At 50.4% G+C, this 14,093-nt stretch carries 13 protein-coding genes and 2 pseudogenes; 2 read left to right on the forward strand and 13 right to left on the reverse strand.

The genetic code is table 11. From position 1 onward, the window contains the following. Positions 1 to 2: 2 nt before the first annotated feature. From AACH44_RS10650 to AACH44_RS10690, 9 genes and pseudogenes are all read right to left on the reverse strand, one after another. The gene (locus tag AACH44_RS10650) at positions 3 to 764 is read right to left on the reverse strand and encodes an ABC transporter ATP-binding protein (protein WP_261849553.1); all 762 of its coding nucleotides are present in this window, start codon (positions 762 to 764) and stop codon (positions 3 to 5) included. Beyond that, a complete protein-coding gene (locus AACH44_RS10655) occupies positions 761 to 1,558 on the reverse strand; it encodes an ABC transporter ATP-binding protein (protein ID WP_261849554.1) in 798 nt (265 codons plus the stop codon). The genes AACH44_RS10650 and AACH44_RS10655 overlap by 4 nt, the downstream gene beginning before the upstream one ends. Next, positions 1,555 to 2,430, reverse strand: coding sequence for an ABC transporter permease (locus tag AACH44_RS10660; protein WP_261849555.1), 876 nt, complete (start codon positions 2,428 to 2,430; stop codon positions 1,555 to 1,557). Before AACH44_RS10660 ends, AACH44_RS10655 begins: the two co-directional genes overlap by 4 nt. Continuing rightward, positions 2,427 to 3,383, reverse strand: coding sequence for an ABC transporter permease (locus AACH44_RS10665; protein ID WP_261849556.1), 957 nt, complete (start codon positions 3,381 to 3,383; stop codon positions 2,427 to 2,429). Before AACH44_RS10665 ends, AACH44_RS10660 begins: the two co-directional genes overlap by 4 nt. Continuing rightward, on the reverse strand, positions 3,384 to 4,916 hold the full coding sequence (locus AACH44_RS10670) for an ABC transporter substrate-binding protein (protein ID WP_261849557.1): 1,533 nt from the start codon (positions 4,914 to 4,916) through the stop codon (positions 3,384 to 3,386). Between the two features lie 265 nt (positions 4,917 to 5,181). Beyond that, positions 5,182 to 5,406 (reverse strand): annotated as a pseudogene (locus AACH44_RS10675) (Tn3 family transposase); the annotation flags it as partial. Between the two features lie 4 nt (positions 5,407 to 5,410). Next, positions 5,411 to 6,202: pseudogene (locus tag AACH44_RS10680) on the reverse strand (Tn3 family transposase); the annotation flags it as partial. A 121-nt stretch (positions 6,203 to 6,323) separates the two neighbouring features. Further along, on the reverse strand, positions 6,324 to 7,388 hold the full coding sequence (locus AACH44_RS10685) for an MBL fold metallo-hydrolase (RefSeq protein WP_261849559.1): 1,065 nt from the start codon (positions 7,386 to 7,388) through the stop codon (positions 6,324 to 6,326). A 237-nt stretch (positions 7,389 to 7,625) separates the two neighbouring features. Continuing rightward, a complete protein-coding gene (locus AACH44_RS10690) occupies positions 7,626 to 8,219 on the reverse strand; it encodes a hypothetical protein (protein ID WP_261849560.1) in 594 nt (197 codons plus the stop codon). Positions 8,220 to 8,717: 498 nt separating this feature from the next. On the opposite strand from AACH44_RS10690, the gene AACH44_RS10695 reads away from it, so the two are divergent. Beyond that, positions 8,718 to 9,599 (forward strand): RNA ligase family protein, encoded by an 882-nt coding sequence (locus AACH44_RS10695; protein WP_261849561.1) that lies wholly within the window; start codon positions 8,718 to 8,720, stop codon positions 9,597 to 9,599. A 5-nt stretch (positions 9,600 to 9,604) separates the two neighbouring features. Next, a complete protein-coding gene (locus AACH44_RS10700; RefSeq protein WP_338659230.1) occupies positions 9,605 to 10,750 on the forward strand; it encodes an AAA family ATPase in 1,146 nt (381 codons plus the stop codon). Here the strand turns inward: AACH44_RS10700 and AACH44_RS10705 are convergent. The 4 genes from AACH44_RS10705 to AACH44_RS10720 form a co-directional block, all read right to left on the reverse strand. After that, positions 10,747 to 11,163, reverse strand: coding sequence for a hypothetical protein (locus tag AACH44_RS10705; protein WP_261849563.1), 417 nt, complete (start codon positions 11,161 to 11,163; stop codon positions 10,747 to 10,749). The two genes, AACH44_RS10700 and AACH44_RS10705, sit on opposite strands and share 4 nt — an antisense overlap. Before the next feature lie 17 nt (positions 11,164 to 11,180). Next, positions 11,181 to 11,567 (reverse strand): VOC family protein, encoded by a 387-nt coding sequence (locus AACH44_RS10710; RefSeq protein WP_261849609.1) that lies wholly within the window; start codon positions 11,565 to 11,567, stop codon positions 11,181 to 11,183. A 41-nt stretch (positions 11,568 to 11,608) separates the two neighbouring features. Beyond that, complete coding sequence (gene hisN, locus AACH44_RS10715; RefSeq protein WP_261849564.1) at positions 11,609 to 12,412, reverse strand: histidinol-phosphatase; 804 nt, start codon at positions 12,410 to 12,412, stop codon at positions 11,609 to 11,611. A gap of 234 nt (positions 12,413 to 12,646) precedes the next feature. Further along, the gene (locus tag AACH44_RS10720; RefSeq protein ID WP_261849565.1) at positions 12,647 to 14,077 is read right to left on the reverse strand and encodes a 6-phospho-beta-glucosidase; all 1,431 of its coding nucleotides are present in this window, start codon (positions 14,075 to 14,077) and stop codon (positions 12,647 to 12,649) included. Positions 14,078 to 14,093: the final 16 nt, after the last annotated feature.

Below are 14,093 nucleotides of genomic sequence, written 5' to 3' on the forward strand. Positions count from 1 at the left end.
ATTTATTCTATGCCGTTAAAATTCAATCGCGGTATGTTGGAAATCAAATGTTTTCCCGCCTGAGATGCCGGATGAGTAAAAAGTTGATCTGCATTATTTCGCTCAACACATACGCCTTGATCCATGACAATGATGTCATTACACACATAACGTAGCGCCAGCAGATCATGCGAAATAAATAAGATAGTTAACCCAAGGGTGTCCCGTAGTTCTTTGAAAAGATCCAGTATGGAGGTCCTGATCGACACATCCAGACTGGAGGTTGGCTCGTCGGCAACAAGCAACAAAGGCTTGACCGCCAGCGCCCTGGCAATGGCCACTCTTTGCCGCTGCCCCCCAGAAAGCTGCCCCGGCAAAGCGGGAATGAAGTCCTTGCTTAGGTGCACCAGACTGAGCAGTTTTTCAACCTCCCCTATCAGCGCATTTTTTTCAACGCCCTGTATACAGGTCAACAATTCCGCCAGCATCTTACCCACAGTTATACGGGGGTTTAATGAAACATAAGGATCCTGGTACACCATCTGGATCTGACGACGATGCTCTCGGGCGCGGGAGTTATTCAGTTGCTTTCCGTGCCATACTAAACGCCCCGATGAAAAAGGAATCTCTCCTGTAATTACACGCGCTAACGTCGTTTTTCCTGACCCCGAACTCCCGACAATCCCTGTTATTGTTGCTTCCGGCAGATCAAAGTTAATATTTTTTAAAATCAACGTTTGCTGGTATTTTACAGACAAGGCCTGAGCACTTAATAACGGCGTCACCACCTATCTCCTTCAAGCAATCTTTGTGAATCAATCAGCTTTCGCGTGTAATGTTGTTGCGGGTTGTTCAGCACATTTTTCGTTTGGCCGCTCTCAATTAACTCCCCATCTTTCATCACACAAATACGTTCACAGAGCTGACTGACCACGCTGAGATCATGACTGACAAAAATCACGGCTATATTTCTTTCCCGGCACAGGGATTTTATAAGCTGTACGATTTGCGTTTGAGTGAATGTATCGAGCGCTGTTGTCGGCTCGTCACACAGCAATATACGAGGGTTTTTAGCCAGTGCCGCAGCCAAAACAATACGCTGACGTTGTCCGCCAGAGAGTTGATGTGGAAAAAACTCACAGGAGCGTCTTGCATCAGAAATCCCCACCATTTGGAGAAGTTCAACGGCTTTCTCTTTTGACGCTGCTTTACTCTCGCCGGTATTGACACGATGTATTTCAGCAAGTAATGCTCCTGTGCGCATGAGTGGATTCAAAGCATTCATCGGGTTTTGAAAAACCATTCCTATCTCACGACTCTCCGCTTTTTTGAGCGCCCTGCCATTTTTGATGGTGTGAATCCCATTTATCTTGATATCTCCGGAAGCAATATTTATTCCCCTGGGTAATGCGCTTGTAAGTGCACGTAAAGTCAGACTCTTACCCGACCCTGATTCACCCACAATACCCAGCGTAGCGCCTGCCGATAACGAAAACGTAATATCTGAAACAAGAGAAGAGTCAGGATTTTGTTTACTGCAAAGATGTAGCCCGCGAACGTCCAGTAAGGGAGTGTTCATACTTCAGGCCTCAATAATTGCGTCATCCCATCGGCCAGAAAAGACAGGCCAATCCCGGTGATAATAACGGCAGTTCCTGGAATAACCGGAATCCACCACTGAGTGGTCACAAAAGCTTGCCCGTCTGCAATCATCGCCCCCCAGTCAGGAACAGGCGGCTGTATGCCTAAGCCTAAATACCCTAGCGTTATGATAGCGACGATAACGTAGACCATATCCACCACAAACATAGTGATGGGCTGCGCAACGATATTAGGAAAAATATGCACGAAAATGACCCGTAACTGGCTTAGTCCCGCAGCTCGTGCTGCGAGTGCCCATTCCTGTCGTTTTGCTGCTTCAGTTGCTGCGCTCATTACACGCACATATGGGATCCAACCTACAGTGGCAAATGCCACATAGATGCCCGTTTCACCGGAGCCAAACGCAAAAACAACGATCAACACCACCAGATAAAATGGAAACGCAATCAGGCAGTCAGCAATACGTAGCAATAACCACTGGAAAACCCCTCCGATAAAACCAACGATGCACCCCATCAACGTGCCGATGACTGCAGGCAATAACGCGGCGAAAAAGGCGATTCTCAAATCCGTTCTTGCCCCGAAAATCAGCCGAGACCAGATATCCCGACCTAAATAATCGGTCCCCAGCCAGTGTTTCACTGAAGGAACCGACAACTGATTCGATAAATTTTGTGCAATAGGATCGTGCGTAGCCAGTATTGGGGCCATTACAGCCATGACCACCACGATGGAAGTGATGACTGCACCGATGATAAGAGTGGATGGGAGTTGTTTGTCGACATATTGTCGCGCCTGTCGAGCCTCTGGCACATGCTTTTCCACTGAGAAGTGAGCAAAGTTCGTCATTGTGATAGCCTCGCTCGTGGGTCCAGCATGCGAACGGCAATATCAGTCAGAAGGCTGACCACCACCACGCCAAATGCAGAAAACAGCGCAATCGTTTGTATTAATGGAAAATCTCGCTTAGCGATGGCATCAAATAATAATGAGCCGATGCCTGGCAGCGCGAAAACTCTTTCAAGAATAATCGAACCGCCCAGCATTCCACTGATATTAATGCCAAGTAAAATTAATGTTGGGATGGCGGCATTAGGCAGAATGTGTCTGAACATGATACGAGCAGTGGAAAGTCCATTGATACGCAACATCGTGACAAACTCGGCATTAATAACCTCCAGAAGTTGTGTTCTCAGGCTTCGCACTAATAAAGGAGCGGTTACGATCGCAGACGTTATCGCGGGCAAAATAAGGCTATTTAAAAAGCCATGACGCCCAATGCCCCCCACCGGAAACCAACGAAGGTTAACAGAGAAAAGAGTAATTAAAATAATTGCCAGCCAAAAAACAGGCATGGCCGCACCGATTGTTGAAAGCGTACGAATAATATGGTCAGTGGTTTTTCCTTCATTCAGCGCGGCGACGGTGGCCAGTATGCATACTGCGATCGTAGTGAATAACGTGGATAACAAGACTAATGCCCCCGTTACCGATAATCGACTTAATACCAGTTCATTGGATGGTACCCGGTAGACCAGAGAATAACCGGCATCAGCATGCCTGAAAATACCAACGAGGAACGCCGTAAATTGTTCCAGCATGGGGCGATCAAGCCCCAGAGTCTCTCTCAATGCCTGAACGGCATTGTTGCTTGCATGTTCACCCAGAATCATAAGTACCGGGTCACCAGGCACAATATGCAGGATAAAGAACGTTGCAATAACCACGCCACCAATCGTCAGAAATGCACGTAACGCCGACTCAATGAGCCGGCGAAATAATATGCTGCGAGTACCCGTCATTTACTTATCCCGGGCAGAGTCGAAACGAGTGGCTCCGTTAGGAATGGCCTCTATCCCGGTGAGATTACTACGTGTCGCAACTAAGCGGCTTTGATATACCAGCGGGATAATAGGTACGTCGGAAGCCACGATTTCCTGCGCCTCGTGGTATAACGCGCCACGAACTTTTACGTCCTGTTCAACACTAGCCTGACGCAATACTGAGGTAAGATGTGGGTTGTTATAAAATGTCCAGTAGCTGTCAGACCCGCCGTCATCAGGGCTAAAGTGGTAGGTGAGGAAAATATTCGGATCGCTGACATCGCTGATGGATTCCTGAAGTCTAAGAGCATAATCTCCTGCATGCGTTTTCTCACGAACGACCGCAGGATCCAGTGAAATAATGGATACCTCGATACCTATTTTGCCTAGCTGGCTCTGAATGATCTGCGCCTGCTGCGCCCTAACCTGATCACCACCTGGGGTTAAAATTGTGGTAGAGAAGCCATGAGGATAGGCACTGAGAGCCAGCTCTTTTTTCGCAGCTTCAATATTTGCATCTACAGCCGCGGTTGTTGGGTCATAAAACGCCACAGTAGGCGGAATAATGGTGCTCGCGGCATCAGAGGTTTTGAAGCTGGTTGCATCAGCTAATGCCTTACGATCAATAGCCAAATTCACTGCGCGACGCACATGAACGTCTGAAAATTGCGGGTTTTTCGTATTAAACTGCAATATCTGAATAACCCAGCTTTCACTTCGCGTTACGGAAATATCGGGATTTTTTGATAATTCAGCAAAACGTACTGGAGGCAGATTATCGATGACGTCGATTTGCCCAGCCAGTAATTGCTGAACACGCTGATTTTCATCCGGAAGCACGGTAAACGCCAGCTCATCATACCTGGGTTTATTCGTCTGCCAGTAATGGCTGTTTTTCTTTAAAGTTACGGTACCGCCAGGAACCCAGGACTCCAGGACAAAGGGACCAGTACCAATCGGATGTTGGAAAAATGCCGCTTCGGTCTGCCCTGCAAAGTTAGCAGGCATAATGCCATTGGATACAGCACTAATGTCTGATAAAAGTGCAGGGTAAGCGCCTTTGAGTTTGATAATAACCGTATCCCGGTCTGGCGCAGTAATGGATGTAATCGGTGCCAGTAACGGTATCCCACCCGCATTTTTGATATGGCGGGTAAGGCTAAAAACGACATCTTCAGCTTTTAACGTACTGCCATCTGAAAACTTCACCCCCGGTCGAAGTTTAAACGTCCAGGTTGTTCCATCACTATCTGGCGTGGCAGACACGGCTAACCACGGCTGCGGTTGCCCATTTTTACCGACGATATATAGCGGTTCAAAAATTTGATCTGCGGTATACACGCTAACATCCCACACGTTAGCAATATCCAGAGATTCTACCGGTGCGTAGCGTCCGACAATTAATGATTTTTCTGTTGCAGCGGCAACATAAGCAGAGGATGAAAAAAAAGTAGCCTGGGCAACCAGAATTGCGGATACAACTTTACTGATGTGGCTCTTATTTAAGCGCATATACGATTCCTGGATCGTGATGAATAACATCACATCTTGTGATTAGGTGTAATCTGGCTTCGACAAGAAGGAAGTTTAATCCAGGTCTATTTATGCAATAAGCAACATTATTGAATGTATATTGTCTATCCTTTCTAATTTCCAGAGCTCATGCTAGAAGAGATCAATGGCAACGTTAACAAATAAAAACGGCATTACTTTTCCGAAAAAAGTATATAGATAATTCCAACATCAATCGTTTAGGGGTCAGTTTGGATATCGAAAATTATTGTACGTCAAGGCTGTTTTTTGACCTTTCGACTTTAGCTGGTCTCAGCCGACGAAACTTACCGGAAGCCGGTATCCGGTTGCTTTTCCAGATATAATCGCCTGTCGGATTGATGTGTTCCCAGCCAAGCGGGGACAGATGCGACAGCAGTTGCTCGTTGATCTTCACCCCTTTACGCTTCAGGGCATCGACCGCTCTTTCCATATAGACGGTATTCCACAGCGATTTCGGGAATGAGGTAATCATCAAAATTTTTGTAGCGGCGTGAACCTTTAACCCAGATGTCTCCGGAGCGCAACGACCCCTTAAGCTCGCTGAGCGCACAAAATTCATAGTACTGCCGGTCAATACCCGCAGGTGTAATTACCACCTTGCGCAGCTTTCGGGGACAAACTCAAGCGGAGCTGTCGCCGGAACTTTACGTGACTGCTTCCGGTACATATCTTTGATCACAACCAGAGCATCGGCCAGAGATTGTGCCGCCGGAGTTGCGACTAACTGTAAAGCTGACAACATGCGCGGGGCATATTTCCGTAATGTGCTGTATTTCTCAGTAATAATATGCAGCGGGTCAAAATTATTTTTTCTGGCGAGATGGCGTGTTTCCTCCAGACTGGCGACAAATTCAGGCCATGGGAGGATGTTTTCTATTGCGAGCCATGGATCGCCACCGGAATCACGGGCCCTGACCGACATCGATGTACTGCCTCAGTTTTGACTGGATCAGCTTTCCGGTCTGCTGAAGGCGCTCGGCCTGTGTTCTTTTGGCTTTGCTGAAAAGACTGTTCAGCATGCGCTCGTGCAGCTCAATCACTTCGTCTGTCAGTGTGGCCCTGGCTTCTTCCAGCACGCACACTAGGATCGCATGACGCCGGTCTGCTGAAAATCGGGTTAAATCCCGGCTGCTCATCTTTCTGCCTTCCCGCGCCAGTTTCAGCAACCGGTTCTGGTGAATGGTACGATCTATACCTTCCGGTAATGCCAGCGATTCAATGCTACTGAGCCGATCAAGATGCCGCTGGTGGCAACACAGAGATATTATCTTGGCCAGTGTGGATGAAAAAACGCAGATTTAAGCCGCACATACTCTTCTGGGTAAACGCTTGTCAATCAACGCGCTTCACTCTTGTTCCGCCCCGCTACCACCACTGACTAAACGTCTGCTGCGGATTATCAACCTGAACGCGTTCGCCAATGCGGGGCGTCATCAGTCGCCAGTCTTGATTTTCGCTGGCCTGTGTAATCCGCTCCAGCGGATCGTTCCAGCGGTGGTGCGCCAGCTTAAATTTGCTGTTATGGCTCGGTAATACCGCTTTGGCCTGCAAATCACTGGCTGCCTGTGCGCTCTCTTCCGGCGTCATATGAACGTGGGGCCAGTCCCGATCGTATTGCCCGCATTCTAGTATTGCGATATCGAACCCGCCCAGACGCGCAGCAATCTCTTTGTAATGCGCGCCATAGCCGCTATCCCCACCGAGATACAGACGATACTGTGGCGTGATCAGCGCAAATGAGCCCCACAGCGTTTGATTATGCTTAAGAAGTCGACCAGAAAAATGCTGTGTAGGAAGCACATGGATTTCCACACCGTTCTCTTTCAGGCAGTTGAACCAATCGCCTTCGGTAATGCTTTCTTGAGGAAAACCCCATTTTACAAAATAGGAACCTACGCCGGTTAACGTGACGATACGGCGGATTTTTCTGCGTAGTGCGTTCAAGGTCGGATAATCCAGATGATCCCAGTGATCGTGGGTGATCAGCAGATAGTCGATTTCGGGAACATCTTCTGGTGAATACACATTACTGCCCTTGAAAGCGACATTGGTACGCGGCACTGGCGAGGCATTGTCGCTAAATACCGGATCCAGCAGAAAAGTTTTCCCTTCCAGTTGAATAAAATAGCTGGAGTGTCCCATCCAAATGATGACGTTATCCGTTTTACTCAACTGATGCAGATTGGTTTTTTCCGACGGCAAGCGGGTATCCGGTAGCGCGCCCACATCTTTACCAAAAAGAAAGCGATACAGCAGTGCAATTCGGTTTTGGCTACCTGTAGCTGGGCGAGCAACGGGATTATGAAACGCACCATCGCGAAAGAGCGGGTTTTCCGGTTGAGGTTTTACCTCTGGTGAAACATATTGCGGCTGCTTTGACCATCCATAGATGGCTACGGCAATGACAACCAAAACGAGTAACAAAAGCATAGGGTTTATCCGGTGTCGTTTTGTGATGAATATAATGAATCGTGTTTCGTAATGATAATTTCAGGCATCGACTCTCTGGCTCTGGCAGTTATGCACGAACGCTGAGAATCTGGCAAGGGAGAACCGGGGGATTTTTGGCACAAAAAAAGCGAAGGTACTCGCCTTCGCTCAGGAATGTCGATGAGAAGCCGTGGCAGTCTGTCACTGCTGACGTCTGCACTGCAGCGTCAGTACGGATTACTTTTTAAGCGCCAGCAGCGTTTTCCCCATCTCGACAACGAATTCATTCTGTTGCCCGATGACCTTATTCAACCCGGCTTCATCCTGAATACTTTCAACCGTGTTGATCGCCTGCACTTCCAGCACGCGCCCTTTAATCAGCGTCGAACACAGCGAATGTAGAACTTTGTTATTTAGAATCGTTTGTAAGCAGCGAAAAGGCGTCACATCGTCGATTTTTCCCGCGCGCTGGTCGGGTTTAATGCGCTGGCGCAGCATCTCTTTTTCGGTACTGGCGATCACCGCATCCAGATCGCTGGGCTTGGAGGCAATCGGGACGTTACCATCTCTATCTGGCGGCAACATGAACAATGAAACCAGCGCCTTATTGCCTGTCGTAGGGTCAACATACTCGGTCTGCACCATGTGGTTTGCCGCATCGACGACTTTTTCTCGCTGAATCATGTTCAACAGCTGCGCAGGTAATGCATCGGTAAGATCCTGCGTGGTATAGCCGACGAACAAATCTGGATCTTTTGTCTCGGCAAACCCGTGCAGCGGCAGCAGCAGTAACAGACCCGCAATCCCTTTCTTTATCACACTGATTTTCATTATATTCCTCGACTCTTCATTATGTACATTCCCCTATCTCACCACTCGCTATTCTTATCACGCTGACGTCGATAGTCTCAGGCCTTTTTACCCCGTTTACACGCGACAGTGCATTCTACAACGACAGGAAAGAATAGCATTTTTTATACAAAAACTTGTTGTCGGAGAATTCCTTCGCTAGAATCGCGCCGTTTACTCACCCCAATGTGCCATGTGGAGCCCTAAAGTGCCCTTTACGTCAGCCCCCCTCTAACCGCCGACGACTGCATTAAGCAGCCTCGATTCGGCGCAGTCTGCGCCAGCGTTGGCTGCGGTACGAGTTCCCTGTTTTCCCGCTATTGTGCGGAGCAGAAAACGAACCTCCCGCTTCCTCCCCCGCGACCCTGACCTCTGGAATGCCAGTGGACAGCTTATAGACTCGCGCTAGAACACGTTCGTCGGCCCTCTTTTTTACCGTAGATGGGCCTGGCTGCGCCAATAACGCAGCAGGCGAAAAACATGTATTTACATTCAATACCGTTATTAAAATACCCGCGTACCCCTCATCTGGAAGGGTCGCGTTTACAGCCCGGCGATGATGCGTCGAATCAAATTGCACTGAAAGCGCTGGCAGGCCGTTACGTCGTGATTGAAGAAAAGATCGACGGCGCGAACAGCGGTGTGTCCTTCAATGAAACGGCGGAACTCCTGCTCCAGTCACGCGGCCACTATCTGGCTGGCGGTTCGCGGGAACGGCAGTTCAATCAGTTCAAGCTCTGGGCCACCGCGCACGAAATGCGTTTTCTTGAGTTGCTAGAAGATCGCTTCGTGATGTACGGCGAATGGGCGTACAGCAAACATTCCGTGTTTTATGATCGGTTGCCGCACTATTTTCACGAATTTGATCTTTACGATCGTCGTGACGGCATTTTTTTATCGACCGCACGCCGACACGCGATGCTGGCCAGTTCACCCGTATTGTCCGTTCCGGTGCTCTATGCTGGGGAGATGCCAACTACCCCGGCATTACTGTGGAAACTGGTGTACCGCTCACTGGCAAAAAGTCAGAGCTGGAAGACGGCGTTTGAATCCACCGTGCAGCGTGAAGGTTTACCGCTCGCGTTGTGCTGGCAGCAAACCGATAAATCGGACCGTTCGGAAGGCCTGTACCTGAAAGTGGAAGATGATGAACAGGTACTGGCACGTTACAAGCTGGTACGCCATGACTTCATTCAGACTATTTTGGACAGCGGCTCGCATCATTCCCAACGCCCTATTCTGCCGAACCAACTGGCTGACGGCGTTGACCTGTACGCGCCTTGTCCACACGTATCCTGGGAAATGTTGGGGCTGAATACGCTGCGTTCTTTAGACGCACTCGCCGCCATGCCCGATAAGTAAGGAGTATGACTATCATGGAGTGGAATACCATCAGGGGATTAGTCCCCGTCTCTGGCGCACAGCCAGATTTTGCTGATTGTCTGGATGCGTTCCCAGTGCTTCAGCGTGCCAAAGAGACGCCACAGGAGCCGCGCTATCACGGCGAAGGCGACGTCTGGACACACACCATCATGGTTGTCGAGTCGCTATTGCAGCTTCCCGATTTCCAGACTGCCGCACGCGAGCAGCAGGAAATTTTGTTTTTTGCTGCGTTACTGCATGACGTAGCAAAATACCGCACGACGGTGATTGACCCGGTGACGGGGCAAATCGGTCAACCGGGACACTCGCGCAAAGGCGCCATCGACGCCCGCGTGCTGCTGTGGGATGCCGGCGTTCCGTTTGCGATTCGGGAAGCGATTTGCCGATTAATTGCAGTGCATCAGGTGCCGTTTTACTGCCTTGAGGATGAACGCCGTCGGATGTCGCCGATCTTTACGATTCGCGAATTGTCCTGGCATCTGAGCATTCCGCTACTGGCAACGCTGGCGGAAGCCGATATGCGTGGACGCATCTGTCAGGATCAAGCGCACGTGCTCGACAGTATTGAGTTGTTCCGCGAACTGGCGCGAGAGGAAGGCTGTTACGGTCAGCCGAGACCGTTTGTCGATGCCCACACGCGCCTGAGTTATTTTCGCGGAGCCGATGTTCATCCAGACTACCCGTTGTTTCAGGAACCAGGTTCGAAAGTCACCGTGATGTGCGGTTTACCCGCTGCGGGAAAAGACACCTGGGTGCGAACGCATCGGCGCGATGTACCCGTGGTTTCTTTCGACGATGCACGAACAGAGTTGGGGCTGAAACACGGCGAGAATGAAGGAAAAGCGGTGCACTGGGCGACCGATAAAGCGCGTTCACTGCTACGAACGCATGAACCGTTTGTGTGGAATGCCACGCATCTCAGCCAGCAAATGCGCACTCGCACGTTGGATCTGTGCTACGCCTACGGCGCAGAAGTGGAGATCGTCTATCTGGAACGTCCGCGTCAGGAATTACTGCGACGCAACGGGAAACGAGACACCACATTGAGCAATAAAACGCTGCAAGGTATGCTGACGAAATGGGAGCTTCCATCGCCGACGGAAGCGCATGCGGTGAGCTATGAACCCTAGCGCAGCCGCAGTGCACGCCAGTGCGGAAGCGTGGTAAACGGGATCTCATATTCCGCGACACCGTTTTTCTCTGCACCAACATACTGTTTTTCATAGATTAACTTATCGTCTTCGAAACGCACGGGGACGATAAATCCTCCCGCCGCCAGAGAAACCTGGCATTGACGTTCTTCGAGCACATCAATACAGAGTAAAGCCGTTTGTGGGCCGTCGCGTTCCGCCGTAGAGAGCCACTCTTGCACCGCCAGATAACGAGAATCCAGCGACCACAGCATGGCCTTACCGAAAACGCGATCTTCCAGTTCTTTGCCATCGATGGATAGCGAAAAATAAGGCGGACCAAACCGGATTTCACCAGTACAAACCAACATCGCGCTATGTTGTCGATCGAATGAGAGCAGTTTGTGCAGCATACAAAGTGGTTCCCGAGTTAGTCTGACGTTATCTCAATCAGATTACCATCAGGGTCACTGACGATCGCTTCATAAAAACCGTCCCCCGTCATGCGAGGTGGGGCAAGCAAAATGCCGCGTTCTGCCGCTTTGCTGGCTAGCGCTTCCACATCCGACTTGCTCCCAACTGAAATCGCGACGTGCGCCCACCCGCAGCCTTCTTTATTGGTTAGCGCTTCTGCCAACACGGGCAGTGTCATCAGCTCAATGGAAGCCCCTTCGCTAAGTTGAACGAAATGTGATTCAAAACCGGGACGATTCCGACTTACATACTTTTCCCCTACCTGAGCGGAGAAGAATTCCTGCCAAAATGCTGCCTGTGCGGCCAGATCGGCCGTCCATAACGCAACGTGTGCCACTTTCATCATGATTCTTTCTCAGCTGTCGTCTTTCACATCGTCGGAGGTTATACAGACCGCGTGCCGTTCAGAATGGCTAAAACCTGTTGATGCAGATCCGGGTTACCGGAAGCAACCACCGTGCCGCCCGCTTCCGCTCGTTGCCCGTTGAGAGCGGTAATAATGCCACCCGCCTGCTCAATAATCGGGATCAGCGCGACAATGTCATAGGGCTGCAACGCAAATTCCACACAGATATCAATCTGCCCTGCCGCCAGCATCGCCATCGCGTAACACTCACCGCCGTAGCGCGTCATCAGTGTGCTTTCAGTGAGTTCTGCGAAGCGAACAGTCGTATGCATACTCACCGCTTCCGGTGCCGTGGTGTGAAGAATCGCCTGTTCGAGTGACACGCCTTGGCGCGTGCGTAAACGCTTTTCTCCCTGCCGATCGCTACGCCAGGCCTGTGAACCATCGGCCCAGAAACACTCCCCGGTAAACGGCTGGCTCATCATCCCCATCACGGCGCGTTCATGATGCAGCAGACCAATAAGCGTTCCCCACACGGGTAAGCCACATAAGAAAGGCCGGGTTCCATCAACCGGATCCAAGACCCAGCGAACTGGCCCTTCACCACTCAAGCCAAACTCCTCTCCCATAATCGCGTGATCGGGGTAATGGCGAGTGATGTGCTCGCGGATGACCCGCTCGGCCGCTCGGTCAGCTTCCGTGACCGGATCAAAGCGAAAGCCTTCTTTCGGCTTCGTCTCAATTTGGTTTGCGGCAAGGGAACGAAAACGCGGCAACGTTTCCTGACTGGCTAACGCGGCAAGTTCATGAAAAAAAGCAATATCGGGAAACGACTGACTCATGGTGTTTACCTTCCTATCGCGTTTGCATGACGGCATCATTAAGCAGTGAGGGTGATAAATTGCAATGCTCAGTATAGATCGATAATGCGTTATCTTTCATGATTAACACGCTCGATAATGCAAAAAGCAGCCAGCACCCACCATTCACATTTTTCCCATTGTTTGGAAAAAAATAGCCCCCAAACGTCTCCGTCAAGGGGCTATAGCAGGAATCACTGAGTAGTCTTATCGCATTTAGCTCAGGTCAGCTCCGTTGCTGGCAATGACCTTTTTATACCAGTAGAACGATTTCTTTTTCTTTCTGGCTAATGTCCCTTCGCCCCGGTCGTCGCGATCGACGTAGATGAAACCATAACGTTTGCTCATTTCACCGGTAGAAGCAGCAACCAGATCGATGCAGCCCCATGAGGTATAGCCGATGACCGGAATACCGTCACCAATCGCGTCCGCCATCGCGCTGATGTGCTCGCGCAGGTAGCTGATGCGATAGTCATCATCAATGTCGCCCTGCGCGTTAATGTCGTCCTTCGCACCCAGTCCATTCTCCACCAAAAACAGCGGTTTCTGATAGCGGTCATACATCATGTTCATGGTGATGCGCAGACCCAGCGGATCGATTCCCCAGCCCCATTCACTCGCCTTGATGTGCGGGTTCTTCAACGATTTCACGATATTCGCCGCGCTGCTGTTGTGCTCGTTCATCTCCGCCGAGGCGCAGCGCGAGGCGTAATAGCTGAAGGACACAAAATCCACCGTGTTCTTGAGAATCTCATCATCGCCCGGTTCAGAGGCAATCGTGATGCCCTTATCTTTAAACAATCGCCCGGTATACGCCGGATAGGTGCCACGCGCCTGCACATCGATAAAGAACAGGTTCTCCCGATCTTTATTCAGCGCCGCCCAGACATCTTCCGGTTTACACGACCATGGATAGAAATTACCGCCAGCCAGCATACAGCCAACCTGATTGTCCGGGTTAACCTCATGCGCAATCTTCGTCGCCAGCGCGCTCGCCACCAGTTCATGGTGCGCAGCCTGGTATTTCACCTGCTCCTGATTTTCCCCATCGGCAAACACCAGTCCCGCGCCAGAAAACGGGCTATGCAACAAAATATTGATTTCATTGAACGTCAGCCAGTATTTCACCAGCCCGTCAAAGGCTTCAAAACAGGTTCGGGCATAGCGGGCAAAAAACTCCACCATTTTCCGGTTACGCCATGAGCCGTACTCGGTAACCAAATGCATCGGCACATCGAAATGGCACAGCGTCACCAGCGGCTCAATGTTGTACTTCTTGCACTCGGCAAACACATCGCGATAAAAGGCGATGCCGTCTGCGTTGGGCGTCTGCTCATCTCCGTTCGGATAAAGCCGACTCCAGGCGATGGAGGTACGGAACACCGTGAACCCCATTTCTGCCATCAGCGCGATATCTTCCTTATAGCGATGATAGAAATCGATCGCCTGATGGCTGGGATAAAACTCATCCTCACGCAGCGCAAAGCGCGGTTCTTGCCCCAGTTTCACCGGCAGACGATTCACACCGTGCGGAATCATATCCACCGTCGTCAGCCCTTTACCGCCTTCGAGGTACGCGCCTTCTGCCTGATTGGCCGCAATCGCGCCCCCCCATAAGAACCCATTGGGAAATGTTGATGCAGACATACGCTGTTCTCCTTCG

It is taken from the genome of Pectobacterium araliae, assembly GCF_037076465.1.
In the GTDB taxonomy this organism is placed as follows: domain Bacteria; phylum Pseudomonadota; class Gammaproteobacteria; order Enterobacterales; family Enterobacteriaceae; genus Pectobacterium; species Pectobacterium araliae.